We start from the raw sequence: 25,719 nt of genomic DNA, 5'->3' as shown, positions 1-25,719 counted from the left end.
ATGGCAACAAGACAGTCGATGGATGAATTTTTGCAGCATTGTGAAGATGTGCTTCGCTATGCAAAAGAGCAATATACAGAAGCAAGCAAGCTTGAACATTATAACGATACAGAATATGTAAAAGCCCAGCAAATGCTCGAACATGCGGTGACCGATTTGGCGCATTTTTCGTTAAGTTGTAACGCCCAACAGCGCGAGCAATTGCATCGCATGCGCCTGCAGCTTGAACAATTACAAAACGATATGATTTTACTTCGTCACTAGGAGGAAAACGATGAAAAAACGTTCAAAACAAAACAATCCAGAACAAAAAACGTTGCATGCGAAAGATTTTGGTGATCCGGTAAAAGAAGTGAAACAAAGGAATGCGAAAAAAGGGCAAGAAGCAAAAGCGGAATATCATAATGAAACATAACAAATCCACTCGGAACATTTCCGAGTGGATTTTATTTGACTAACTTTATCTAATTTGATAAAAATCTAATTAGATAATTATCGAATTTGGGAGGTCTTATGCAGTTAAATCGGCTAGTTATCTTTTTCAAAACAATTGGTGATCCAACGCGTTTACGTATTATTAAGCTTCTTTCTGAAGGACCATTGCATGGCCAAGCGATCGCTGGGAAGCTAGGGCTTACACCGCCGACGATTACGCATCATTTGCATAAATTGCGAGATGTCAATGTGGTATATGAACGACGTGAAGGCAACATAATTTATTTTTATTTAAATCAATCTGTTGTTCGACATTACGCATCTGCTTTAATGGATTTATCGACAGGTGAAGAGGTGAAAAAAGATATGAAAGACGTGATGGCGGAAAGACAAAAAGTAATCGATAATTTCTTTACAAGCGATGGACGGCTAAAACATATTCCTGCACAACGGAAAAAGAAGTTGATCGTGTTTGAGCATATGCTTAAAGGACTACAAAAAGGAAGAAAGTATGAAGAGAAAGAACTAAATGAGTATATTAAAAAGTTTCACGATGATTACGCTACAATTCGTCAAGAGTTTATCATTAACAACTACATGTACCGTGAAAACGGCATATATGAATTAAATCCTGAAGAAATGTGGGCGAAGATCGAGTGATAGTTTGTAGAATAAACATTTTTGTAGAGCAGCTCAGTCAAGCGAATGTTTCTTTATTTCACATCATATACGTGTCGTGCATATGATTGAGCAGCCATACTTGGTATGAGTAAAATGTTTGTGGGAGAAAAAAAGACAGGTTCCTGATTTGGTATAATCAGGAACCTGTCCGATATGTAAGCAAAATAGATGAAAAATGGGCTCTCCTCCTGTAAGGTAGTAAGTGCGAAAAAATAACCAAAGAAAGGAGTGGAGCCCATGCAGGATTATATCACAGATGGAGTCACATGGAAAGACATTGAACAGTTATTGTTTCGGCATATGCAAAAAGAATATGGTCAACTGCTTCAACAGGTGTTGGAGGATATCGACCGCACATTGGCGGAAAAACGAGATAAAAAACGATACGCGCTCAAAGATAAACGAGGGATACGGATGTAGACGATGTTTGGAGAAGTGGAAGTCAAGCGGAACTATTACTTCGATCGGGAAAAACGGAGGTATGTCTGTCTGTTGGATGCTTTTCTTCAGTTTGAGGGGGCACATGGAGTCAGTCCGTTGTTAGAAGAAACAGCGATTCATCTGGCAGTGACAGGTTCATCGTATCGACAAGCTGCCCAGTCCTTAGAGAAACTGGTGGGATATGCGTGCATGAGCCACGAAACGATTCGTCAGTTGATTGTCGAGGCTGAAGTCGTTGGACACCGCAAGATGGAGAAAAAAGGTCGGGTGTTTTTCATTGAAGCGGACGGGTTGTACGTCAAACGGCAACGAAGCCGCATGAAAGGAAAAGAAGAGAAAATTGTGACGATTCACCAAGGATGGGAGAAAAACGGCAAACGAGTTTCTTTGGTGAACCGACGCTACTATGTTCATCAAACGAATGAGCCAATCTGGGAAGCCATCGAGAGCTTCTTAGTGAAAGAATATGGGTATGATCCACTAGAAGATTGGGTCGTCATCAATGGAGATGGTGCCCCATGGATCACGGGTTGTCGTGAATATTTCGGAGATAGAGGGTACTTTCAGCTCGATCAGTTCCATGTAGCGAGAGAGATTCGGCAATTGTTCCGAGGTCATGCGAGATATCGGGCGATTCGAAAAACATTCGCGTCATGGGATGAAGAGGGGGTGTTACGAGAACTCACAAGTGCCATCGGTACGCTAGAACATGGGGAGAAGGAAAAGCAACTCGAGGCGCTTGTTCGTCGAATCGAGGAGATGCCAGGATGTTTGCGTGACTATCGCATATGGCTGAAGGAAAAAGGGATCGACACGACAAACATGAGAGCGATGGGGAGTGCGGAAGGAACGATGCATGTGTTTGCGAAACGAAGTAAAAACGGTCGAAGCTGGAGGGATGCAGGAATTGAAGCGATGTTGCGAGCGATCGTCGCGATAAAAGATACGTTACTCATTCGGACACGCCGTGGGGTGATGTATGGCGTGGAAGAACGAGAAGAAACGAAACGAAAAACGATCGTGAGAAAGGCACTGAAGCGCGTGCAAACGCAAATGGCAGAAGTGGTACGACATCATATCTCCTACCTTTGCAATCTTCAGGGGCACCGATTTACGAGGTATTGCAAGCATTGAAAGGTTTTTAAAAACACAGATATAGGCACATACCTACAGGATAAGAGTAGATAAAAGCGCTTACATGAAACAAGTCCATAAAACCATATATAACCAATAAAATCGGTCGAGAAAAAAATCTCCCACAAAGTCTTGACTCAAACAATGAAAGTGCTCTTGCATGGGGATTCTCCTTTCGAATGTTTGGTAGCACTTTCATTCTACAGGAGATCCGCAGGCAAGGGCTATTTTTATGCTTACTCGATTTTATCTAGTACCACGGGTTATAATTCCATTTTTTGTTGACATAAATTTTTACAATCTATATAATTATTAATAAAAATGAATATTTTAATAAAAACTTGCTCGTATATCCTCAGAAATATGGTCTGAGAGTTTCTACCCGGCAACCTTAAATTGCTGGACTACGAGTGAAAGTGAATCTAAGTCCATTTTATTCAGTAATTAAGAAAGATGAAGGGATATGGACGGGATTCATATACCTATTTATAAGTTGTACATATAGTATCGAAGACATCAACCCAAGAGGATAGGTTTTCACTCGTGAAACATTAATAGAAACCTATCCTCTTGGGTTTTTACTATTTATTCAGAAAACTATTTTTGTAGAGTGGGAGAGGTTAATGTATAAAAAATATGACAAAAGCAGATTTTCACCAGAACAAGAAAAGATTTCGATTTCAGAGTTTAGATGCGATTACCAACGAATACTAAGATCACCATACTTTCGTATTTTACATACTAAAACACAACTTATTCCATTTCCTCATAACCATAATTTACGGAATAGATTGATTCATTCTTTGGAAGTCAACGAAATCGCAGAAATAATTACTGAAAGAGTAAACAATCATTTGTTAAAAAATGATTTACCAACTATTGATTTAAATCTTATTCATGCGGCAACCTTTGCGCATGATATAGGACATCCTCCTTTTGGTCATAGTGCCGAAAGAAGTCTTGATAATATAATGAAATGCTTTGGGGGATTTGAATCCAATGCTCAAACAATAAGAATTGTAACTGAAGAATCTCATAATGTTACATTAAGAACTGTAGCCGCGCTTCTTAAACATAAAAATGTAATACCTCTTAAAAGGGAAGAAGAAGCGAATTTAATTAAGGGATATTATCAGGAGTCATCTATTTTTGTAAATAAAATTCTCCAGACTTACAATCAACCTGTTATTGAAGAATATATAATTGAACTCGCAGATGATATCTCTAATGCCATCTACGATATAAAAGACATGGTGGGTTTCTTTAGTAGAAATCAATTTGCTAATATTTTAAACTCAAATACTATACTTTCGTTAATATTAGAAGGTATAACATCTAACCCTAATTATAAGAATATTGATAATTTAGAGAGAATAATCAATTGTCTTTTCAATGAAATCAAAGATAATTTCTTGGAAGATTTTTTATCTGGCCAAATATCTAGGGAAAGATATGCATTAAATAAAATTGTTATTGAATTTATTGATTCCTTAGAATTTTATATAAATTCAGCAAAGCCTTACTACAGCAAAATACAATTACCATTACATAGCAGCTTGAAACTAGCAATATTAATCCAAATTACAAAGATATGTTTTCTGAAAAATGATATAAACCTCAAATTTGAAATCAGAATAGATGATTATATTAAAAGAATATTTAATTTTCTATTTTTTGATAACCACAAAAACAGAGGTTCAGACACTAACATGAGACAGCTAGAAATATTAGACCATTTAAACGATACCGAAAAAGCTAGAATTACTTGTGACCTAATTTGTCAACTATCCGAAAGAGAAGTCATTAACTTTGTAGAAAAGGAAAAAGACCTAAAGGTCTTTATATAAATAACTATATTTTAAGGAGGAATTTTATAATGGAAACAATTATCGAATCCCAAAATGTAGAACAATTTAGTGTTTACAGTGATGATTATTTGCATAATCGTTACAACTATTACAAGAGATTAAGAGATAATGCTCCAGTTTATTGGAATGAAGAAATGCGTTCGTGGTTTATAACAAGATATGATGACATCACAAAATATTTGCAGGGAGACACCTTTATCACTAGCCCACTAATTTGGCACAAAATGAAAAATCTCCCTGAAGGCGAAGACAAGCACTTTAAGGAGATCATCGACATTATATCCACATGGATGATTTATAACGACCGTCCAATCCATACACGTTTAAGAAAATACATGAACCGTGCCTTTTGGAAAGAAGAGATTGAGGCTATCACTCCTGAAATCAAGAAAATTGTAACATCAGTTTTAGATCAAGTGGTTGAAAAACATTCGAACGAGTTTGACTTCGTTTCTGAAGTTGCTCATCCAATTCCGGCGTTGGTACTTTGTAAAATGCTTGGTATTCCAGGTGAAGAGGTTGAACGTTTTATCCGTTGGTCAGATGACATTGCTCAATTTATGCAAAACTTTGTTGTTTCCCACGTCCCTGACAAAGATATCAGCGATCAAACCAAAAAAAGTATGAAAGAAATGTACATGTTTCTTTCAGAAGCAATTGCTGAAAGACGCATCAAAAAACGCAACGATTTGTTAAGCCGTTTAATCTCAGATAATCCGGGTGAGGAAGGAGAATTATGTGACGATGAACTTATCGCACAAACCATTCATCTAATTTTTGGTGGACATAAAATTCCGCAGTTCATGTTAAGTAATACGTTGCATCTATTGTTCAAACATCCAAAAGTATTTGATGAACTCAAAAAAGATCTGTCTCTAATTCCTAAGGTCTTGGATGAGGCTATGCGACTTGAAGGACCAATTCAATACATAACAAGACACGCTGCCCAAGATATTACTATTCATAACCAACTTATTCGTGAAGGAGATTCGGTCTATTTCTTCCTCGGTTCCGCTGGTCGTGATGAACGCGTTTTTGAAAATCCAGAAAAATTTGATATCAATCGGACAGGTAAACAGCATATTGGTTTTGGTGGTGGTTATCATGCATGCATTGCTGCAGCATTTGCTCGCGTAGAAATCGCCGAAATTTTAAAAGAAGTTATTCAACGTTTTTCTCACATTACACCTTTATATAATCTTGAAAGACCTGAATGGACGCCTAACCCTACCTTTCATGGTATTGTTACAATGCCGATCAAATACTAACTTCCTATACTGAGGGGGAGTGCGACACCCCCTCTATCTTTAATTATAAGGATAAGGAGTTTGTCATATCATGTTAAAACACTGTAATTATTCTGATGTTGCTGTCATCCTAATACATGAAATCTATGGGATTAACGATCATATGAAACACGTAGCTCAAATGATTGCCACTAAAGGGTATGACGTATACTGCCCCAATTTATTAAATCGAGATCATTTTCATTATGATGATGAGGCAGATGCTTACCAATATTTCAAAAATGAAATTGGATTTGGAAAAGCGAAAAAACAAGTTTTAAATTTAGTAGATTCCTTAAAGTCTCGATACAAAACCATTGTGTTCTGGGGGTATAGCGTCGGTGCAACCGTAGCTTGGTTATGTTGCGAACATTATGGCATAGGAGATGCGGCCATAGGTTACTATGGATCACGGATTAGAGACTATCTCAATTTATTCCCAAAACTACCCGTACTATTACTGTTTTCTGAGCACGAAAAGTCATTTAATGTTAACTGGCTCGTCGAGCAATTATCCTGTAAATCAGGGATAAAAGTCGAGTTGTTTAAAGGACAGCACGGGTTCGCTAATCCCTTCTCCGATAACTATCATCCGGATTCAGAAAGAAAGGCTTTTGAACTGTCCCTACAACTTATTGAAACCATTCAGAAAACGAAAAAAAATGTATTGACATAAGGGGAAGTGTTATGAAACAAACATGGTTATCCACAAACTTTTTTGTATTTTTCTTCACCTGGGGGATTTTCTTACCGTACTGGACCGTTTGGCTGATTACAAAAGGGTTAACTGCTCAACAAGCAGGGATCGTGATATCCATCGGATTACTAGTAAGAGCTTTTTCAACTTCGTACATTTTTCCTGCCTTGTGCAAAAGGTATTGGTTATCACACGTTTCGCTTATAGTCGCTTTTTTATCTCTAATCATCCTAGTATGTTTTTTGCCTTTTAATAATTTGGCAGGGCTTATGTTAGTAATGGTCTTTTTCAGCCTCATCTATCCCATGTTGTTACCTATCAACGAGACAAAGGCCTCCATTCTATCAAAAGAAGAAAATGGGATTGACTATGGAAAATGCAGATTATGGGGATCGTTCGGTTTTATTCTCTCATCAGTGTTAACAGGATGGGTAGCCTCAAAAAATGCGAACAATATTATCTATTTGTTTTTACTCGGTAATCTATTCATTTTAATCCTATCATTAATTCGATCTCCATCAAGCTTAAGAGTTAAGCTTTCTCAACGGGCAGGAGGTTCCTTTGAATTACTGAAATCAAAATCATTTTTAATATGTCTCCTCCTGAGTATGGTTTTACAAGGTACCCATGCTGCCTATTATAATTACGGAGTTATTTATCTTAAACACATAGGAATCAATAGTGTTTATATTGGTGGAATCCTTGTTTTGGCTGTCTTAGCTGAAATCGGGTTCTTTTACATTTCAAACCGAGTATTCACTAAGTTCGATGTAGCGACTATGTTTCTATTGGCCGGGATTGCATCAATTATCCGTTGGTCAAGTGTCTATTTTTTTGAGAATCCACTGGTTTTTGTGTTTTCTCAACCGTTGCACGCTTTAACATTTGGTCTCACGCACTTTGCATTCATGACTTTTGTTAATCAATATATTAGTAAGGACAAAATTCCTTCAGCTCATGGACTCTACGCATCACTTGCCATGAGTTTAACCACTGGGGTTTTAACACTTGTCAGTGGATACTTGTACTTGTATTCACCTGGATTCCCATTTCTCGGAATGGCATTGGTCGTGGCACCTAGTTTATTCCTATGCCCGATGCTTAAAAAGCTTACCCGTCAATCCAGCACATTTCAGGTATGAGTAAAATGTTTGTGGGAGAAAAAAAGACAGGTTCCTGATTTGGTATAATCAGGAACCTGTCCGATATGTAAGCAAAATAGATGAAAAATGGGCTCTCCTCCTGTAAGGTAGTAAGTGCGAAAAAATAACCAAAGAAAGGAGTGGAGCCCATGCAGGATTATATCACAGATGGAGTCACATGGAAAGACATTGAACAGTTATTGTTTCGGCATATGCAAAAAGAATATGGTCAACTGCTTCAACAGGTGTTGGAGGATATCGACCGCACATTGGCGGAAAAACGAGATAAAAAACGATACGCGCTCAAAGATAAACGAGGGATACGGATGTAGACGATGTTTGGAGAAGTGGAAGTCAAGCGGAACTATTACTTCGATCGGGAAAAACGGAGGTATGTCTGTCTGTTGGATGCTTTTCTTCAGTTTGAGGGGGCACAAGGAACGATGCATGTGTTTGCGAAACGAAGTAAAAACGGTCGAAGCTGGAGGGATGCAGGAATTGAAGCGATGTTGCGAGCGATCGCCGCGATAAAAGATACGTTACTTATTCGGACACGCCATGGAGTGATGTGTTGCGTGGAAGAACGAGAAGAAACGAAACGAGAAGAGATCGTGAAAAAGGCACTGAAGCGCGTGCAAACGCAAATGGCAGAAGTGGTACGACATCATATCTCCTACCTTTGCAATCTTCAGGGGCACCGATTTACGAGGTATTGCAAGCATTGAAAGGTTTTTAACAACACAGATATAGGCACATACCTACAGGATAAGAGTAGATAAAAGCGCTTACATGAAACAAGTCCATAAAACCATATATAACCAATAAAATCGGTCGAGAAAAAAATCTCCCACAAAGTCTTGACTCAAACCCATACTTGAATACACTTGCAACGAGGGTGTAAATTTTTTAAAATAATGTGTATAATGAAATAATGGAAAATGACGGTGAAAAGGAGTAGTAGTAAACAAATGGTCGGCAGAGAGTTGACGGGTGGTGCGAGTCAACCGAAGTTTGTTTACGAACTCGCCTTGGAGTCGCGTGTGCGAATGAAGTAGCATGCGCCGTGAATCTGCGTTAATGATGAAAGTGAGTGCACGATTCGTGCGCTAACAAGGGTGGTACCGCGGGAGAATCCTCTCGTCCCTTTTTGGGATGGGAGGTTTTTTGTTTTTCATTTTTGTTAAAAATGGATTAAAAGGAGGTTTGTCACGTGAGTTTTAATCATCGAGAAATCGAAAAAAAATGGCAAAAGTATTGGGAAGAAAATAAAACGTTTAAAACGACAGAAGACGACGGAAAGCGAAAGTTTTATGCGCTTGACATGTTCCCATATCCATCAGGGGCGGGATTGCACGTTGGTCATCCAGAAGGATATACAGCAACGGACATTTTAGCGCGTATGAAACGCATGCAAGGGTATAACGTATTGCATCCGATGGGGTGGGATGCGTTCGGATTGCCAGCGGAGCAATACGCACTGGATACAGGAAATGATCCAGCCGAATTTACAGAAAAAAATATTAACAACTTCCGCCGTCAAATTAAATCGCTCGGTTTTTCATATGACTGGGATCGCGAAGTGAATACAACTGATCCGAACTATTACAAATGGACACAATGGATTTTCCTAAAGCTATATGAAAAAGGATTAGCGTACATGGATGAAGTGCCGGTCAATTGGTGCCCAGCATTAGGAACGGTATTAGCGAATGAAGAAGTGATCGATGGAAAAAGCGAGCGCGGGGGACATCCAGTCATTCGTAAGCCGATGAAACAATGGATGCTTCGCATTACGGCATATGCGGACCGTTTACTTGAAGATTTAGAAGAATTAGACTGGCCTGAAAGCATAAAAGAAATGCAACGCAACTGGATCGGCCGTTCTGAAGGGGCAAATATTCATTTTCAAGTTGATGGACATGATGAAACGTTTACGGTGTTTACAACGCGTCCAGATACGTTATTTGGAGCCACTTATGCGGTGCTTGCCCCTGAACATCCGCTCGTTGAAAAAATTACAACACCTGAGCAAAAAGAAGCGGTTGAAGCTTATTTAAAACAAATTCAAAGCAAAAGCGATCTTGAGCGCACAGATTTGGCGAAAGAAAAAACAGGTGTATTTACGGGAGCGTATGCGATCAATCCGGTTAATGGTGAAAAATTGCCAATTTGGATTGCAGATTATGTGTTAATGAGCTACGGTACAGGCGCCATTATGGCGGTACCAGCGCATGATGAGCGCGATTATGAATTTGCAAAAAAATTCAATTTGCCGATCAAACAAGTCGTTGCCGGTGGCGACATTTCAAAAGAAGCGTACACAGGCGATGGAGAACATATTAACTCTGATTTCTTAAACGGTTTAAATAAAGAAGAAGCAACGAAAAAAATGATCGAATGGCTAGAGGCCAACGGAAAAGGAGAGAAAAAAGTATCGTATCGCCTTCGCGATTGGTTATTTAGCCGCCAACGTTATTGGGGCGAACCGATTCCGATTATCCATTGGGAAGACGGAACGATGACACCAGTGCCAGAAGAAGAATTGCCGCTTGTATTGCCGAAGACAGATGAAATTAAACCGTCAGGCACAGGAGAGTCTCCACTAGCAAACATCGAAGAATGGGTGAACGTTGTTGACCCGAAAACAGGCAAAAAAGGTCGCCGCGAAACGAATACGATGCCACAGTGGGCAGGAAGCTGCTGGTACTACTTGCGTTACATCGATCCGCATAACGATAAACAATTAGCCGATCCTGAAAAGCTAGAAAAATGGCTACCTGTTGACATCTATATTGGCGGGGCAGAACATGCCGTATTGCACTTGTTATACGCGCGTTTTTGGCATAAGTTTTTATATGATATTGGCGTTGTACCGACAAAAGAGCCATTCCAAAAGCTATTCAACCAAGGGATGATTCTTGGGGAAAACAATGAAAAAATGAGCAAATCAAAAGGAAATGTCGTCAATCCAGACGATATTGTTGAAAGTCATGGGGCGGACACATTACGTTTATACGAAATGTTTATGGGTCCTTTAGAAGCATCGATTGCATGGTCGACAAAAGGTCTGGACGGTGCACGTCGCTTTTTAGATCGTGTATGGCGCTTATTTGTTGAAGAAAACGGTGAATTAAATCCAAAAATCGTTGACAATCCAGAAACAGATACGCTTGAACGCGTATATCATCAAACAGTGAAAAAAGTAACCGAAGATTACGAAGCGCTTCGTTTCAATACAGCGATTTCACAGTTAATGGTGTTTATTAATGAAGCATATAAAGCACCTATATTGCCAAAAGCGTATATGGAAGGGTTTGTGAAGTTGCTGTCGCCAGTTTGCCCACATATCGCTGAAGAGTTATGGGAAAAGCTTGGGTATAGCAATACGATCGCATATGAAGCTTGGCCAGCATATGATGAAGCGAAATTAGTTGAAGATGAAGTTGAAATCGTCATTCAAGTGAATGGAAAAGTGCGTGCGAAATTACACGTTCCTGCAGATGCAACGAAAGAGCAACTTGAACAATTGGCGATGGAAGACGAAAAAATTAAAGAACAAATTGAAGGAAAAACAGTGCGTAAAGTGATCGCTGTACCAGGAAAATTAGTGAACATTGTTGCAAATTAATGTACAAAGCCTCTCGCACATGTGGCGGGGGGCTTTCGCTAAAGAAAGGAAGAGATTGATGAAAGAAATGACAGCCGCTCAATTAAAACAAATAATGCAAACGGGAGAGCGTGTCCATATCATTGATGTACGCGAAGATGAAGAAGTCGCTTTCGGAATGATTCCATCAGCGATTCATATAAAGATGGGGGACATTCCTGAACGAATGAGTGAACTAGACAAACAGAAAACATATGTGATTATTTGTCGTTCTGGCGTGCGTAGTGAACACGTTTGCCGTTATTTAGAGGCACATGGGTATGATGTTTGTAATGTCATTGATGGCATGCTTGGCTGGAATGGAGAACTTGTATAACATAGAAGGAACCAATAAGATCGCTTGATCGGCGATCTTATTGGTTTGCATACATAGCAGCATGCATACCTGCAAGCCGACCGGTCACGAGCGCAGCGGTAATATTATAGCCACCTGTATAGCCGTGAATATCTAAAATTTCCCCACAAAAATAAAGGCCATTCATCAGTTTGGATGCCATTTCTTTCGGATGGACTTCTTTGACGGATACTCCTCCACCTGTGACGAACGCTTTCTCAAGCGGCAACGTGCCATGTACGGAAAAAGAAAATTTTTTTAATAACGAAACGAACATCCGCACTTTCTCACGACTGAGTGTGCTTGCGACCGTATGTGGATCAATTGTTGCTTGCTCGAGTAAAAACAATACATACCGCTCTGGGAGAGAGATCGTTCCCTTGACAATAGTTTTTATCGTTTTTTTCGGCTCTTCTTTCATGGTGCGTATGATTTGCTGAAATAGCATCTCCTCTTTTTCATCTGGTAACGCATCAATCGCCATGGTAACAGAAGACTGTTTTTTTAACTGTTTCACAACGAACTGGCTACATCGTAGTGCAGCGGGTCCGGAAATACCAAAATGTGTAAAAATCATATCCATTCGATGTGTGACGATTGGTTTTCCTTTTTCGTTTAATACACTTAATGCCACATCGCGTAGTGATAATCCTTGTAACGTTCGCTTTTGAATAAATGGTTCATGTGAAACAATCGGCACTTCGGTTGGAAACAGTTCTGTAATCGTATGTCCAGCTTTTTCTGCCCATGCGTAGCCGTCCCCTGTCGAACCGGTATGTGGCACAGATTTCCCTCCGACGGCAACGACAACTGCTTTCGTTTGAATGACTTCCCCTGTTTGTAGCCTCACGCCATAAACAGCCCTGTCTTTATATTCAATATCTTTTACAGGGGTATGGACGCGAATGTCGACGCGCAATCGTTTTAATTCTCGAAGCAAAGCTTGTACGACAGATTGCGCACTATCGCTCACCGGAAACATACGACCGTGGTCTTCTTCTTTTAACGGAACACCGAGTCGTTCAAAAAAGCGAATAATATCTTCATTATTAAACATTGAAAATGCGCCATATAAAAAACGACCGTTCCCTGGAATGTGTTGAATAAGTTCATCGACTGGTCGTCTATTTGTCACATTGCAACGCCCGCCGCCAGAAATAGCTAATTTTCGTCCGAGCTTATCTCCCTTATCAAGGAGGAGCACACGCTTACTTCGTTCCCCAGCGGCGATGGCTGCCATGAGTCCTGACGGTCCTCCACCGATGACTATAACATCATATGTCATCACTTTCACGCCCTTTCTGTTATGATTATAATGATTTTATGAAAAAGAAAAAAGTGTGCTAAAATAAGTGAAGCAATGAATCCGTTAAGGAAGGGATAATATGTCATCATCAAAGTTGTTAAGAGGCACATTTATTTTAACGGGAGGCGTGTTTTTATCGCGCATATTAGGTCTTATATATGTCTTCCCGTTTTATCAACTTGTTGGGAAACAAGGGGGAGCGCTTTATTCGTACGGTTACGTTCCATATACGTTGTTTATTAGTATTGCAACGATGGGGGTGCCGCTTGCGGTATCAAAGTTTGTCTCGAAATACAATGCACTTGGGGAATATGCGATCGGGCGAAAATTGTTTCGTTCAGGCGTTACGTTAATGGTGATTACCGGATTTCTCGCTTGGCTCATTTTATATATGAGTGCACCGCTATTAGCACCGTTCGTTGTCAATGATGACGGACATGGCAATTCCATTGCTGATGTCACTTCTGTCATTCGGGCAGTCAGTTTCGCTTTATTGCTTGTGCCGATGATGAGTTTAATTCGTGGTTTTTTTCAAGGGTATGAGTCAATGGGGCCGACAGCGTTGTCGCAAGTTGTTGAACAACTTGTACGCATCGTCTTTTTGCTTGCGGGTAGCTACATCGTGCTGCGCATTTTCGATGGCTCACTTGTGACGGCTATTCAAGTGGCGACGTTTGCAGCATTTATCGGTGCCGTTGGTGGACTAGCTGTTTTATTTATGTATTGGTTTAAGCGGAAATCGTTTTTAGATGAACTATTAAAACAAGATCGTGGCACGATCCATATGTCATTAACAGAAATGTATAAAGAATTGATCGCCTATGCTGCGCCTTTTGCTTTTGTTGGATTAGCGATGCCATTATATCAATTGATTGACCAATTTACGTTTAATAAAGCGATGGCAAGTATCGGGCTCGGTGCGATTTCTGAGGACGCATACGGTATTTTTAACGTATGGGCGCAAAAACTCGTCATTATTCCGGTCACGTTAGCAACGTCGTTTAGCTTAACGCTTATTCCCACCATTACGAAAGCTTACGTGCAAGGGGAAAGCAAGCGGTTACGCAAATATTTAAACGATACGTTTCAAGTCGTCATGTTTATTACGTTGCCTGCAGTTATTGGCATGGCTCTTTTATCTGAATACGTATATGCTGCGTTTTATAGCTATGATCCACTCGGAACAGAAGTGTTGCGCGCATATGCACCGACAGCTATTTTCTTTGCATTATTTTCTGTGACGGCTGCCATTTTACAAGGAATCAATAAACAAAAATTTACCGTTATTAGTTTATGTATTGGGTTGTTGTTCAAATTGCTTTTTAACTATATGTTTATCGTTTCTTTTGAAACGGTGGGAGCTATTTTGGCAACGACGATTGGATACGCTTTATCGGTCGGGTTAAACTTATGGGTTATTCATCGTTATACAAATTATCGGTATCATTTTGTTGCCAAGCGTGTATTGTTTATGGGGATTTTGACGACAATGATGTGCGCAGTCGTTTGGCCAATTGTAAAGCTTATGGATCGTTTCTTTCATTACAATGGTAGCATGATCCAATCGGTCGCGATCGTTGCGTTCGGTGGATTCATTGGAGCGGCTGTTTATTTTTATTTAAGTGAGCGTTCAAACTTGTTGTATATGTTATTTGGAAACAGGTTTTCATTTTTGCGAAAAAAAGAAAAGAAGGCCGTATCGTAGCCTTCTTCTTTCTATTAAAAATCGCTGCTAAACGGGAATCCAAGTTGACGCTCAACGCGTTGAAGGCGTCGATTTAAATTGTTAATTTGTTGTTGTTGTCGCTCGGTGATGCGTTCAAGACGGTCGACGCGACGCTCAAGAGAGCCGCTTGGAAATCCAGGTGTTCCTGGGAATGTTGGTGTTCCAGGGAATCCCGGCATAAACGGAGTGCCTCCGTAATAAGGCATACCAGGCATTTGCTGTTGTTGTTGGCGTTCATCCATTCGGAAAACTCCTTTCGCTTTGATCGTTACGTAGGCAGTATATGTGACAATTACCATACGTGTATGGACGGATGCCTAAAAACGAAAAACATTTGGAGGGATTTTAGTGCTGCGAATCGATAAACTGTTGGCAAATATGGGATACGGAACGAGAAAGGAAGTGAAAAAGCTATTAAAAGCAGGCGTCGTTAAAGTCGATGGGATGACGATAAAAGATGCGAAAACGCATGTCGATCCAAAAGCACAAGTTGTTACTGTGTGGGGAGAAGAAGTGGAGTATAAACCGTTCATTTATTTAATGATGAACAAGCCAAAAGGGGTCATTTCAGCAACAGAAGATGCGGTCGAAGAGACAGTTGTTGATTTGCTAGAAGAGGAAGATCGCATATTTGATCCATTTCCTGTCGGACGGCTTGACAAAGATACGGAAGGGTTATTGCTGTTAACGAATGATGGACAACTTGCCCATCAGCTACTGTCGCCGAAAAAACATGTGCCGAAGATATATGAAGCAATTATTGATGGGGAAGTGACTGAAGATGATGTTGTCGCATTTCAACGTGGTGTTGTGCTCGATGATGGATACGAAACAAAGCCGGCAGAGCTTGTGGTCATCCGCTCGGGTTTGCGTTCAGACGTACGAATTACAATTACAGAAGGAAAGTTTCATCAAATTAAACGAATGTTTCAAGCGGTCGGTAAACGTGTCATTTACTTAAAGCGCATACAAATGGGGCCAATCCCGCTTGATGAAACGTTAGAACCGGGAGAGTACCGTGAATTGACAGATGAAGAAATTGCTTTATTAAAAGGAGAAGACAAAAAATAGGAACCTGCATCGCTCAGGTTCCGTCTATATCCATTTCGTTATGACGACATCTTCACTCTTTTTTTAGTTGTTGTCCATTTACCTTTGCTAGGGCTGTGAATTAAGTCGTTGTATGCTAACACGTTTAAATCCCGCTGAATCGTTCGTGGAGTAATGCCGAATTCGTCCACGAGCTCTTGCGTTGTCACTGTCCCTCTCTCATTAATGAACATGTAGACGGACTTAATACGGGTTAGCATGCGATCGGTAGATGGTTTCAAATGATCACTCCCTATCGTCACATCATTCGCATGGTACAACAAAGATGAAAAACTAGATGTCTCACTATTTATTTTACACGAAAACATACGAAAAATGCTATAAATTTGCTGAATTTTACACAATATTTACACAATTAATACCATATTTTTCTTGAGGAAAGGTGAAAGTGACGATGAATATGAACTGGATGGAAGAAGTGAAGAAGCGAGAAAAAGCACTTTTGCAAGATTTACAAACATTTTTGCGTATTCCAAGTGTACGCAATGAACAAACAGCAACAGAAGAAGCCCCGCTAGGAAAAGAAGTTTATGAAGCACTTTGTTACATGTTGAAACGTGGGGAAGAAGAAGGATTTGTTGTGAAAAACGTTGATGGGTTGGCTGGACATATTGAAATGGGTCATGGAGAAGAGATGGTTGGTATTTTATGTCATGTTGACGTTGTTCCCGCTGGTGACGGATGGACGTTTGATCCGTTTGGGGCAACGATTGTAGATGGGAAAATTTACGCACGTGGTGCATTAGATGATAAAGGGCCGACGATTGCTGCCTTTTATGCAATGAAAATTGTAAAAGAGCTTGGATTACCATTATCTAAACGCGTGCGCATGATTATTGGAACAGATGAAGAAAGCGATTGGCAATGCGTCGAACGATATTTTCAAACCGAGCCAATGCCGACGCTCGGATTTGCCCCAGATGCCGACTTTCCGATTATTTATGCTGAAAAAGGCATTGCCGATTTTGATCTTATTCAACAACCAATGAATCAACAAATGGATGCAGTTCTTCTTTCATTTCAAGCCGGTCGTCGATACAATATGGTTCCTGATTTTGCAGAGGCTGTTTTGCAGTTAACGAACGGAAACGATATGAAAGAGCGTTTTATCAAATTTTTACAAGTACACACACTTGAAGGTGAGGCGTATGTAGATGGCGAAACGATGAAGTTATGTGTTCGCGGTGTTTCTGTGCATGGGATGGAACCAAACAACGGAGTGAATGCAGGACTATGGCTTGCAAAATTTTTAGCAGATGAAACACTCGATCCACAAGCAAACGAATTTGTTCGTTTCGTTTCTCAATACTTTTATGGAGATACGCGCGGAAAGCAATTAGGGGTTGCACATACAAATGAGGAATTAGGAGATTTAACGATCAATGTCGGTGTTCTTTCATATACGCGTGAGCATGGTGGGAAGATGGGTATCAATTTACGTTACCCTGTGACGAGCGACATTGCCCATACGAAAGAAGTGATCGAGCGAGTCGCAAACGGTCATCACTTTACGTTAACAAACTTTTCTAACTCTTCACCCCACTATGTAGCAAAAGACCATCCGCTCGTTCAAACGTTGCAACGCGTTTATGAAGAACAGATGGGAGAACGAGCATCATTGCTTGCGATCGGTGGGGGGACATATGCGCGTTCTTTACAAGCAGGGGTAGCGTTTGGTCCGTTATTCCCAAATCGCCCAGATGTTGCGCACCAAAAAGATGAGTATATGTTTATCGATGATTTACTTAAAGCAACAGCCATTTACGCCCAAGCGATTTATGAATTAGCAAAATGACAATTTCCAAAAATATGTTATAATGAAAAGTGCCGTCGATCATGACGGTACTTTTCGTCATTTTATATTGATATGGGGGATTTTTTGTGTATACACGTATTTTTCGCATATTTTACTTTTTGCAGTTTTTTAGTTTCGGCTCGCTTTTTCCATTATTATCTGTGTATTTAAAAGATGAAGTCGGATTATCGGGAACGGAAATCGGGATGATTATGTCGATTAGTCCGATCGTTATGATTTTTATCCAGCCAATTTGGGGAATGATAAGCGATTATACGCGTAAGCCAGTTCAAGTGTTAATCGTATCTTTATTAGGTACAGCTTTTTTTGGTTTTATGTATTCGTTCGTTCATTCATATGCATGGTTGCTTGTGATTGCCGCACTGCTTGCAGTCACGCAAAGTGGTATCGTTCCATTGTCTGACAGTATTACGCTTCATTATGTACAAAAGGCGAATGAACGATATGGATCGATCCGTCTTTGGGGTGCGCTTGGATTTGCTGCTGCTGTTCCAGTTGCTGGGCAAGTAGCTGAGTGGTTCGATCTTCGTTTTATTTTTTACATTTTCGTTGCTTTGCTCATTATTTCGGGCGTGCTTGCATGGAAGTTGCCGCGAGAACAGTCAAGTGCAAAAGTGAACATCCGAGAAGGAATGAAAGAGTTAATTCATATTCCTCGGTTTCTTTTATTTTTGTTAACGACGTTTCTTGTTTTCGGTCCCGTTTATGCTAATAATTTTTATTTCGGCATTTTGATTACTGATTTAGGTGGAACGCTTACAGGGGTAGGACTTGCTTTTTTATTAGCGGCGGGAAGTGAAGCGCCGTTTATGAAATTTGCTGACGGCGTCGTCCGAAAGTTTGGGATGATGAATGTGTTATTCGTTGCGACAGCTTTGTCTTGTGCCCGTTGGTTGTTTTATTTTTTTGAACCACCTTTAATGATCGTGTATGCCACGACAATTGTACAAGGGGCGTCTGTCGGTTTGTTTATCCCAGCTGCCCTTCAATATGTGCGTGACATTACCCCTGCACACGTGCGTACGACGGCTGTATCGCTTTATGCCACGGTTGGAAATGGACTGGGTAGTTGGTTTTGTACATTTGTAGGTGGATATATTTTAGAACGTTGGACAATCGAGCATGTATATTTATTTTTTGGATTGTTGACATTTGGAGGAATGATCATTTTTGCTTGGCAGTCAAAAAAGGCGTTGCGAAAACTACATGAATTTTGATAAAATTTAGAAAATTAAAGGTGGGACGATATATGCATTACTTTTTGGCAATACCTTTGCCAAATGAAGTAAAAAAGCAGTTGCATAGCTTTATATCTGAATGGAAAGCGCCATTTCGTTTGTTCGTTCATGAAGAAGATTATCATATTACACTTGCATTTTTAGGGAGGGCAACGGAAGAAGAGCGGAAACAAATTGCAGAGTATATGCCAAAAGTAGTTCGAAAACATCAGTCATTTTCGTTACAGCTGAGCGAAGTTTATTCGTTTGGTTCTCGTATTTTATGGTATGGCGTAAAAGAAGAGTCCCGTTTGTTTTCCCTTCGTCAAGATGTGTATGACGTTTGCCGGCAGATAGGTTTTTCTCTTGATGCTCGACCGTTCACGCCACATATTACGTTGGCGAAAAAATGGAACGGATCGTTTCCGTTCTCACTTGAAACATATCCGAGAAAGATTGAAGGAGAGGACATTCGCTTTTTCGTACACGACGTTGTGCTATACGAAACACATATGGATCAAACGCCGAAATATAAGCCGTTGATGCGTTTTCCTCTTTCATAATTCAATAACAGGGGGAGAAAAAATGGGGATTACGGTCATTCAAATCGGGGTATTGTATATGCTGTATATTTTTGGTTCAATTATTCAGCAACTGCTACACATCCCTATTCCAGGTAGTATGATAGGGATGTTGTTGCTATTTTTATTGTTAATGACCGGAATGGTGAAGGAAGAGTGGATTTCCCGTGGTGCTAACATGCTTTTGTCTCATTTAACACTTTTGTTTATTCCGGCAACTGTTGGCATCATTGATTATGTTGAACTTTTTTTAGGGAAAGGGATATGGTCTATTTTCGTTGTCATCGTGAGCACAATGATCGTCATGTTGTTTGCTGGTTTCATCGGTCAATGGGCACAAACACGTGAACAAAAGCGAATGCATGAGGTGAAAGGAGCATGATCGGCGCAATTATGCTTTTGTGGACGATTGTCGTGTATATGGCGATGCGCAAATTGTATGCTCGCTTTTATTTTCCTTTGCTTGTGCCAATCGCTACGAGCACAGTAGTCATCATCATCACGTTATCGCTTTTTCATTTGTCGTATGAACAATATATGAGCGGAGGAAAATGGCTTGTTCATTTGCTTGGACCAGCCGTTGTCGCGCTAGCTTTGCCGCTTTACCAACATCGGCATACGTTAAAACAGTTTTTATGGCCGTTGTTATGTAGTACATTTTTCGGGACGATCATTGGAATGGGTAGCGGTTTATTATTAGCGCGTCTTTTTCATTTACCAGAACGAGTTGTTCGCTCGATTATTCCGAAATCGGTTACTTCGCCTGTTGCGATGGATATTGCAAAGTTGATTGACGGTATACCGACGCTTGCAGCGGTATATGTCATGGTTGCAGGGATTTTTGGTGCCATGTTTGGACCGACTATTTTTCAACGCTTGCGTCTGACCACAGCTTTAGGGGTCGGGAGCGGACTAGGGGCGGCTTCACACGGCATCGGTACTGCAAAAGCGCTTGAAATTGGTAAAAAAGAAGCAGCGATTAGCTCGGTAGCGATGACATTAAGTGCAATTTTCGCTTCTCTTCTTTGCCCGTTGTTGCTTTTGTTGTAGAATGAAAGTAACAATTGATTGCTGGAGGTTAAGGCGTGGGACAGCTCATTAAGCTTCAAGACTATATTTCGCGCTACGAGCTAGATATTTATCATTATCCGAGCGAGTTTATTCGTTTAAAAAAGAAGCAATGGGAACGAATGAAGCATGCATGGGAGACGGGTCAATTGGTGCCACAAGTGGAGTCGCATGTACATGAGTCATGGAAATGGCTTGAAGAGGAACCGTCACTTTTTGATAAGATTAAGCGCATATGGAAACGGAAAAAAGTAAAAGATGTGACGGATGAAAATGAACAGTCGCAAGAAGAGGAAGACTTTATGTTTTCTATTCCGTCCGAACCAAGAACGATTGAAGAATTGAAAATATTATTTTTAGAAAAGCTGTTTCAACTGCAAATTCGTTGGGCGAGCTCGACGTTAACGGAAGAATCCGTTATTGATCCGAAATATTATTATGACGTATATTTAAAATATTTTTTGCAACGTTTTCCAGATACATACTTATGTATGTACAAGCCTGTATTTTTATTGAAAAAAGCTCCTGTCGAGCTTAATACGATTTTGATTAGTCCAACAACGACGTGGTGCGTTGCGTTTACGGAAGAACGGAAAAATAACATTATTGTTGGCTCAGCTGAACGTTTTTGGACGGAGATTGTCGATGATGTGGAGAGAAAAATCGTCAATCCGATGATTTCGCTTCATCGAACGGAAAAAGTTGTTCAAACGATTTATAAGCAATTTTCCGTCGATATGCCGATCAAAAAAGTGTTGATTAATCGAGAAGGGTATATTGATTATCGCTACGCACCGAGCGATCTTGATATCGTCGATCGCCGTCATTATGAGACATGGTTTATGTCACTCAGACAGTTGACGATGCCATTGAAACATACGCAACTGAAGGCGGCGCAATCATTGCTCACATATTGTGATGCACGCTATTACGATCCGCTCGTTATTGAAGAAATAGAAGAGGCTGACGAATGAAGCGTAGCCTCTTTTTCGATTTTTTATAATTATGGTAAGGATAAATACTTTTTTTGTTCTTCTTGCATAATAAGTAAGTAACCAGATGGTAAAAGCGGAAATGGAACGCTACATGAAATACATGAATGCATGATTTTCCCCCTCTTTTTTATTGAGTTCATTTTACAACAAAAATAATTGACTTCAAAACTGGAAGTTGGTGACCGATAATGATGACAAAACAACACTCGTTTGAAGCCTATTTAGATGAGTTGACGTTAATTACTATTTTGGTACCGAACGATGTTGTTCAAGAACGTGCACCAATATTTTTTTTATGCGATGAAGAACAAACAGCATACCGTTTAACAGTTCGTTCAAGTGAGAAACAACACTCATTTACAAAATATGAGTGTCTCGTCCCTTTTATCGTTCCATTAGGGAAACGATATGTCGTTTATACAGAAGAAGGATGGCAAACACCTTTACTGGTAGGGGCGGTGATGCGAACAAAAGCGTTTGACGATTTATACGCATATGACGGAAATGATCTTGGTGCAACGTACAAACCGGAAAAAACGACGTTTAAAGTGTGGGCGCCGACGGCAACAAAGGTGTTATTAAAGCTTATTCATCCGAAGACGAAAGAAGAAACAACTTATGCCATGGTGCGCGAACAAAAAGGAGTATGGACTTATACCGTTTATGAAAACATGGAATATTTTTTGTATACGTATCAGACATATATCAATTTTGTTTGGCGAGAAGCAGTGGATCCTTATGCAAAAGCAGTTTCAGTTAACGGCACATACGGTGTTGTTGTTGACCTTTCGAAGACAAACATAAAAAAAACAACGATGCCTCCGTTTATTTCTATGACGGATGCGATCATTTATGAAATGCATGTTCGTGATTTTACGATCCATCCTAAAAGTGGCGTGGAACATAAAGGGAAATATCTCGGTTTAGCGGAGCAGGATACATTAGGACCAAACGGAAAGGTGACGGGTCTTTCGTACGTAAAACAGCTCGGTGTGACACATGTTCAACTTATGCCTGTGCAAGATTTCGAAGGAGTGGATGAGCTCGAGCCATTTGAATACAACTGGGGATATAACACGGTTCATTACAACGCTCCAGAAGGAAGTTATGCGACGGATCCAACCGATCCATATGCACGTATCATCGAGTTAAAGCAGGCGATTCGTGCGTTTCAACAAGAAGGCATTCGCGTCATTTTAGACGTCGTCTATAATCACGTATATATTCGAGAAACATCATCGTTTGAACAGCTTGTACCGGGTTATTATTTCCGATACGAATCAAACGGTTATCCATCGAATGGAACAGGAGTTGGGAATGATTTAGCATCTGAGCGGAAAATGGTACGAAAATTTATCGTTGATTCGGTGACGTATTGGCTAAGTGAATATGGTGTCGATGGATTTCGTTTCGATTTAATGGGCATTTTAGATGTCGACATGATGAATGACGTTCGCCGAGCTATCGATGCAATTGATCCGACTGTTCTTGTTCTTGGAGAGGGATGGGAGTTAGCTACTCCATTACCTCAAGAAAAAAAGACAACGATTGCAAACGCGAAACATACGCCTCGTATTGCTTATTTTAACGATCGATTTCGGGATTATGTAAAAGGAAGTACGTTTCAAGTCCACGATCGAGGATTTGCGTTAGGTGATTGTTCATATAAGGAAGCGGTAATGGAAGTTATTCGAGGAAGCATCCATCTATTTTTTTCGCCAAGGCAAAGTGTCAATTATGTCGAATGTCACGATAACCATACATTATGGGATAAAATGATGATTGCTAATGCGCATGAGAGCGAATATATTCGTCGGAAGCGCCAAAAGCTAGCGACCGCGATCGTTTTATTATCCCAAGGTATTCCATTTTTGCATAGCGGTCAAGAGTTTTATCGAACGAAACAAGGAATTGAAAACAGCTATAACGCTCCTGATGAAGTGAATCGAATCGATTGGGAGCGGAAAAGTGAATGGGAAGAAGATATTCGAGAGATAACGGCTCTCATTGCGCTTCGTAAAAAACATGCTGCGCTTCGTTTTTTTACTGCCGATCAAGTTCGGCGTCATATCAAGTTTTATGATACCCATCCATCTGTGATCGCCTATCAGCTTGTCGATGTGGGTGTGTATGGTCCATGGGAACAAATTGTTGTCGTTCATCATAATGAGGAGAAAAAAACGACATTACCTCTTTCTGAAGGAAAATGGAAAGTCGTTTTCAGCTCAAATCGGGAAGAAGTAGAGAAAAAGTGCGAACACTTTATTGAAATTAATGGAATCGGGACGTGGGTATTAATTGAATGTTGACGGGGAAACGATGGGAAAGATAAAATCTAGTAAGATGACAATTGCAATTTTTATTTTGACTAAGTCGAAAGGTGAGCTCACTTGGAACAGTTACTAGGTAAGGAGTGGGAAATTTCCCCGGCAGGTGGTGCGACAGGGGATGCATATATTGCGGAGTACGATGGGAAGAAGTTGTTTTTAAAGCGCAATTCTTCACCATTTTTAGCTGTTTTATCAGCGGAAGGAATCGTCCCAAAATTGGTATGGACGAAACGAATGGAAAATGGAGACGTAATTACCGCCCAACAATTTTTACAAGCGCGTGAATTAAAGCCGAGTGATATGACTAGCAAACAAGTTGCTCAATTGCTTCGGAAAATTCATCACTCGAAAGAATTGTTGGGAATGATGGAGCGCCTTGGTAAAAAACCTTTAGTACCTCATCGTTTGCTAGAGGAAGTAAAGAAAAATGAATATGCTGAGTTAAAGGCGCATCCGACCGTTCGGGACGCATTGGCATTTTTAGAGCGACACGTAGATGATGTGTATTGTATGGATTATGTCGTTTGTCATTGCGATATGAATCATAATAACTGGCTTTTAACAGAAGATGATCAATTGTATTTAATTGACTGGGATAGCGCAATGATTGCCGATCCGGCGATTGATATCGGAATGTTGTTATATGCTTACATTCCAAGAGAGCAGTGGGTGAGTTGGCTAGAAGAATATGGTAAGAAGTTCGATGAGCAATTGCAGCTACGTATGAAATGGTATACGATTGCTCAAACGGTTACGTTGCTTGCATGGCATAAAGGACGGAATAATGAAAAGGAAATGCAACGACTGTTGCATTTCCTTGAACATGTGCTACGTTAATTGATCCATCCAATTCGCAAGTTGCTGTTCGTGTTGATCGATGTGTAAAGAAAGATCGGTTGCATTTTTACCGTTTTGACTGTATGTGTAAATATGAGACAATGTTTGTTTGAGTTCGGAGTGGATAGCATCGTTCGCCATCAATGATTTGGCGAGCCGTTCAATTTGTTCACATTCTGAAACGGTTCCTGAACGATCAAGGTGATGTTCCGATAAAATGTCTTTTAACACAGTTAATTGATGTTCATGATTAATGGCCATGTTCATCCCCCTATTCGTTTTATAATATGGCCGTTTTTATCTTTTTATATACAAAGAAACGGAGGATGAGACGTGCGTTTACGAAATAAGCCTTGGGCGAAAGAAAAAATTGCATCATATCCGCAATACATTATTCCACAACCAGAGCAATATAAAGGACGTTGGCATGAATTGTTTTCAAACGGTCATCCGATTCATATCGAAATTGGGACAGGGAAAGGCCGTTTTATTACCGAAATGGCAAAAATGAATCCTCACATTAACTATATTGGAATTGAGTTATATGAGAGCGTCATTGTATGCGCCCTCGACAAATTGATCGAGAACGATTTGCCAAATTTGCGCTTATTAAATGTCAATGCAAAAGACTTAACGAATATTTTTGCTAAAGGAGAAGTAGAGCGTATTTATTTGAACTTCTCCGATCCGTGGCCGAAAAAGCGCCATGAGAAACGACGTCTAACGTATCGCTCGTTCTTGGAGTTATATGAAAATATTTTAATGGATGAGGGAGAAATTCATTTTAAAACGGATAACCGTGGGTTGTTTGAATACTCCCTTGTTAGTTTTTCACAATACGGTTTAGTGCTTCAATACGTCAGCCTTGATCTTCACCGAAGTGATTTTGAAGGAAATGTGATGACTGAATATGAACAAAAATTTTCAGAAAAAGGAAATCCGATTTACCGTTGTGAAGTGAAGTATCGAGAACCTATGTCATAATCAGGCATAGGTTTTTCTTCTTTTCTGAATATTTTCGTAATGTTAAAATGGATGATGAGAGAAG

24 protein-coding genes, 2 pseudogenes, 1 riboswitch and 1 other annotated feature are annotated in these 25,719 nt (G+C 40.1%); of the genes and pseudogenes, 22 read left to right on the top strand and 4 right to left on the bottom strand.

Annotation, left to right across the window (positions count from 1 at the left end; translation table 11 throughout):
* The 11 genes and pseudogenes from ETB99_RS08195 (at position 1) to ETB99_RS08145 (ending at position 11,667) form a co-directional block, all read left to right on the top strand.
* Positions 1-264: a YtzC family protein gene (locus tag ETB99_RS08195; RefSeq protein ID WP_003397789.1), complete on the top strand. Its 264-nt coding sequence runs from the start codon at positions 1-3 to the stop codon at positions 262-264.
* 10 nt (positions 265-274) lie between these two features.
* Positions 275-415 (top strand): hypothetical protein, encoded by a 141-nt coding sequence (locus ETB99_RS08190; protein WP_006320695.1) that lies wholly within the window; start codon positions 275-277, stop codon positions 413-415.
* 98 nt (positions 416-513) lie between these two features.
* The gene (locus tag ETB99_RS08185; protein ID WP_055440144.1) at positions 514-1,095 is read left to right on the top strand and encodes a DUF2087 domain-containing protein; all 582 of its coding nucleotides are present in this window, start codon (positions 514-516) and stop codon (positions 1,093-1,095) included.
* A 258-nt stretch (positions 1,096-1,353) separates the two neighbouring features.
* Positions 1,354-2,702: pseudogene (locus ETB99_RS08180) on the top strand (ISLre2 family transposase).
* Between the two features lie 314 nt (positions 2,703-3,016).
* A riboswitch (purine riboswitch) is annotated at positions 3,017-3,118 on the top strand.
* Between the two features lie 196 nt (positions 3,119-3,314).
* On the top strand, positions 3,315-4,538 hold the full coding sequence (dgt, locus tag ETB99_RS08175) for a dGTP triphosphohydrolase (protein ID WP_171700369.1): 1,224 nt from the start codon (positions 3,315-3,317) through the stop codon (positions 4,536-4,538).
* A gap of 29 nt (positions 4,539-4,567) precedes the next feature.
* Positions 4,568-5,827 carry a cytochrome P450 gene (locus ETB99_RS08170; protein ID WP_238583539.1) on the top strand — a complete coding sequence of 420 codons (1,260 nt, stop codon included), beginning with the start codon at positions 4,568-4,570 and terminating at the stop codon, positions 5,825-5,827.
* A 70-nt stretch (positions 5,828-5,897) separates the two neighbouring features.
* Complete coding sequence (locus ETB99_RS08165) at positions 5,898-6,521, top strand: dienelactone hydrolase family protein (protein ID WP_171700368.1); 624 nt, start codon at positions 5,898-5,900, stop codon at positions 6,519-6,521.
* 11 nt (positions 6,522-6,532) lie between these two features.
* On the top strand, positions 6,533-7,684 hold the full coding sequence (locus tag ETB99_RS08160; protein WP_216366119.1) for a 3-phenylpropionate MFS transporter: 1,152 nt from the start codon (positions 6,533-6,535) through the stop codon (positions 7,682-7,684).
* 149 nt (positions 7,685-7,833) lie between these two features.
* A pseudogene (locus tag ETB99_RS15300) lies at positions 7,834-8,409 on the top strand (UPF0236 family transposase-like protein).
* Positions 8,410-8,619: 210 nt separating this feature from the next.
* Positions 8,620-8,832: a binding site (T-box leader), on the top strand.
* Between the two features lie 62 nt (positions 8,833-8,894).
* Positions 8,895-11,312, top strand: a complete 2,418-nt coding sequence (leuS, locus tag ETB99_RS08150) for a leucine--tRNA ligase (RefSeq protein ID WP_171700367.1) — start codon at positions 8,895-8,897, stop codon at positions 11,310-11,312.
* A 58-nt stretch (positions 11,313-11,370) separates the two neighbouring features.
* The gene (locus ETB99_RS08145) at positions 11,371-11,667 is read left to right on the top strand and encodes a rhodanese-like domain-containing protein (RefSeq protein ID WP_077429243.1); all 297 of its coding nucleotides are present in this window, start codon (positions 11,371-11,373) and stop codon (positions 11,665-11,667) included.
* Between the two features lie 37 nt (positions 11,668-11,704).
* Here ETB99_RS08145 and ETB99_RS08140 read toward each other — a convergent pair whose 3' ends face one another.
* Positions 11,705-12,970 (bottom strand): BaiN/RdsA family NAD(P)/FAD-dependent oxidoreductase, encoded by a 1,266-nt coding sequence (locus tag ETB99_RS08140; RefSeq protein ID WP_171700366.1) that lies wholly within the window; start codon positions 12,968-12,970, stop codon positions 11,705-11,707.
* Between the two features lie 100 nt (positions 12,971-13,070).
* On the opposite strand from ETB99_RS08140, the gene ETB99_RS08135 reads away from it, so the two are divergent.
* A complete protein-coding gene (locus ETB99_RS08135) occupies positions 13,071-14,696 on the top strand; it encodes a putative polysaccharide biosynthesis protein (protein ID WP_171700365.1) in 1,626 nt (541 codons plus the stop codon).
* Positions 14,697-14,710: 14 nt separating this feature from the next.
* Here ETB99_RS08135 and ETB99_RS08130 read toward each other — a convergent pair whose 3' ends face one another.
* A complete protein-coding gene (locus tag ETB99_RS08130; protein ID WP_077429246.1) occupies positions 14,711-14,959 on the bottom strand; it encodes a hypothetical protein in 249 nt (82 codons plus the stop codon).
* 106 nt (positions 14,960-15,065) lie between these two features.
* On the opposite strand from ETB99_RS08130, the gene ETB99_RS08125 reads away from it, so the two are divergent.
* Entirely contained in the window at positions 15,066-15,788 is a 723-nt protein-coding gene (locus ETB99_RS08125; RefSeq protein ID WP_171700364.1) for a pseudouridine synthase, read from the top strand.
* Positions 15,789-15,826: 38 nt separating this feature from the next.
* Here the strand turns inward: ETB99_RS08125 and ETB99_RS08120 are convergent, their stop codons facing one another.
* On the bottom strand, positions 15,827-16,048 hold the full coding sequence (locus ETB99_RS08120) for a DeoR family transcriptional regulator (RefSeq protein ID WP_012574138.1): 222 nt from the start codon (positions 16,046-16,048) through the stop codon (positions 15,827-15,829).
* Between the two features lie 173 nt (positions 16,049-16,221).
* Between ETB99_RS08120 and pepV the strand changes: the two genes are divergently transcribed.
* From pepV to ETB99_RS08080, 8 genes are all read left to right on the top strand, one after another.
* The gene (gene pepV / locus ETB99_RS08115; RefSeq protein ID WP_171700363.1) at positions 16,222-17,622 is read left to right on the top strand and encodes a dipeptidase PepV; all 1,401 of its coding nucleotides are present in this window, start codon (positions 16,222-16,224) and stop codon (positions 17,620-17,622) included.
* Positions 17,623-17,708: 86 nt separating this feature from the next.
* Entirely contained in the window at positions 17,709-18,860 is a 1,152-nt protein-coding gene (locus ETB99_RS08110; protein WP_171700362.1) for an MFS transporter, read from the top strand.
* 32 nt (positions 18,861-18,892) lie between these two features.
* The gene (gene thpR, locus ETB99_RS08105) at positions 18,893-19,423 is read left to right on the top strand and encodes an RNA 2',3'-cyclic phosphodiesterase (RefSeq protein WP_077429250.1); all 531 of its coding nucleotides are present in this window, start codon (positions 18,893-18,895) and stop codon (positions 19,421-19,423) included.
* A 22-nt stretch (positions 19,424-19,445) separates the two neighbouring features.
* Positions 19,446-19,823 carry a CidA/LrgA family protein gene (locus tag ETB99_RS08100; protein WP_004888980.1) on the top strand — a complete coding sequence of 126 codons (378 nt, stop codon included), beginning with the start codon at positions 19,446-19,448 and terminating at the stop codon, positions 19,821-19,823.
* A complete protein-coding gene (locus ETB99_RS08095) occupies positions 19,820-20,491 on the top strand; it encodes an LrgB family protein (protein WP_077429251.1) in 672 nt (223 codons plus the stop codon). Before ETB99_RS08100 ends, ETB99_RS08095 begins: the two co-directional genes overlap by 4 nt.
* 35 nt (positions 20,492-20,526) lie before the next feature.
* A complete protein-coding gene (locus ETB99_RS08090; protein WP_077429252.1) occupies positions 20,527-21,483 on the top strand; it encodes a glucanohydrolase in 957 nt (318 codons plus the stop codon).
* Between the two features lie 209 nt (positions 21,484-21,692).
* Positions 21,693-23,813: a type I pullulanase gene (gene pulA / locus ETB99_RS08085; protein ID WP_171700361.1), complete on the top strand. Its 2,121-nt coding sequence runs from the start codon at positions 21,693-21,695 to the stop codon at positions 23,811-23,813.
* An 81-nt stretch (positions 23,814-23,894) separates the two neighbouring features.
* A complete protein-coding gene (locus ETB99_RS08080) occupies positions 23,895-24,671 on the top strand; it encodes a phosphotransferase family protein (RefSeq protein ID WP_129000751.1) in 777 nt (258 codons plus the stop codon).
* Here ETB99_RS08080 and ETB99_RS08075 read toward each other — a convergent pair.
* Positions 24,663-24,932, bottom strand: a complete 270-nt coding sequence (locus tag ETB99_RS08075; RefSeq protein WP_064214285.1) for a YtzH-like family protein — start codon at positions 24,930-24,932, stop codon at positions 24,663-24,665. The two genes, ETB99_RS08080 and ETB99_RS08075, sit on opposite strands and share 9 nt — an antisense overlap.
* A gap of 72 nt (positions 24,933-25,004) precedes the next feature.
* On the opposite strand from ETB99_RS08075, the gene trmB reads away from it, so the two are divergent.
* The gene (gene trmB / locus ETB99_RS08070; RefSeq protein ID WP_129000750.1) at positions 25,005-25,655 is read left to right on the top strand and encodes a tRNA (guanosine(46)-N7)-methyltransferase TrmB; all 651 of its coding nucleotides are present in this window, start codon (positions 25,005-25,007) and stop codon (positions 25,653-25,655) included.
* Positions 25,656-25,719 lie beyond the last annotated feature (64 nt).

Source organism: Anoxybacillus sp. CHMUD, assembly GCF_013096965.1.
GTDB classification, from domain to species: Bacteria; Bacillota; Bacilli; order Bacillales; family Anoxybacillaceae; genus Anoxybacillus; species Anoxybacillus kestanbolensis_A.
Note: the sequence above shows the minus strand (reverse complement) of the source record. Positions and strands in the feature narration are given on the sequence as shown.

What these genes read in the sequence shown, in the direction of transcription:
- ETB99_RS08195 (WP_003397789.1), top strand. Translation starts at nt 1, where the DNA reads ATGGCAACAAGACAGTCGATGGATGAATTTTTGCAGCATTGTGAAGAT.
- ETB99_RS08190 (WP_006320695.1), top strand. Translation starts at nt 275, where the DNA reads ATGAAAAAACGTTCAAAACAAAACAATCCAGAACAAAAAACGTTGCAT.
- ETB99_RS08185 (WP_055440144.1), top strand. Translation starts at nt 514, where the DNA reads ATGCAGTTAAATCGGCTAGTTATCTTTTTCAAAACAATTGGTGATCCA.
- dgt (WP_171700369.1), top strand. Translation starts at nt 3,315, where the DNA reads ATGTATAAAAAATATGACAAAAGCAGATTTTCACCAGAACAAGAAAAG.
- ETB99_RS08170 (WP_238583539.1), top strand. Translation starts at nt 4,568, where the DNA reads ATGGAAACAATTATCGAATCCCAAAATGTAGAACAATTTAGTGTTTAC.
- ETB99_RS08165 (WP_171700368.1), top strand. Translation starts at nt 5,898, where the DNA reads ATGTTAAAACACTGTAATTATTCTGATGTTGCTGTCATCCTAATACAT.
- ETB99_RS08160 (WP_216366119.1), top strand. Translation starts at nt 6,533, where the DNA reads ATGAAACAAACATGGTTATCCACAAACTTTTTTGTATTTTTCTTCACC.
- ETB99_RS08145 (WP_077429243.1), top strand. Translation starts at nt 11,371, where the DNA reads ATGAAAGAAATGACAGCCGCTCAATTAAAACAAATAATGCAAACGGGA.
- ETB99_RS08140 (WP_171700366.1), bottom strand. Translation starts at nt 12,970, where the DNA reads ATGACATATGATGTTATAGTCATCGGTGGAGGACCGTCAGGACTCATG.
- ETB99_RS08135 (WP_171700365.1), top strand. Translation starts at nt 13,071, where the DNA reads ATGTCATCATCAAAGTTGTTAAGAGGCACATTTATTTTAACGGGAGGC.
- ETB99_RS08130 (WP_077429246.1), bottom strand. Translation starts at nt 14,959, where the DNA reads ATGGATGAACGCCAACAACAACAGCAAATGCCTGGTATGCCTTATTAC.
- pepV (WP_171700363.1), top strand. Translation starts at nt 16,222, where the DNA reads ATGAATATGAACTGGATGGAAGAAGTGAAGAAGCGAGAAAAAGCACTT.
- thpR (WP_077429250.1), top strand. Translation starts at nt 18,893, where the DNA reads ATGCATTACTTTTTGGCAATACCTTTGCCAAATGAAGTAAAAAAGCAG.
- ETB99_RS08100 (WP_004888980.1), top strand. Translation starts at nt 19,446, where the DNA reads ATGGGGATTACGGTCATTCAAATCGGGGTATTGTATATGCTGTATATT.
- ETB99_RS08095 (WP_077429251.1), top strand. Translation starts at nt 19,820, where the DNA reads ATGATCGGCGCAATTATGCTTTTGTGGACGATTGTCGTGTATATGGCG.
- pulA (WP_171700361.1), top strand. Translation starts at nt 21,693, where the DNA reads ATGATGACAAAACAACACTCGTTTGAAGCCTATTTAGATGAGTTGACG.
- ETB99_RS08075 (WP_064214285.1), bottom strand. Translation starts at nt 24,932, where the DNA reads ATGGCCATTAATCATGAACATCAATTAACTGTGTTAAAAGACATTTTA.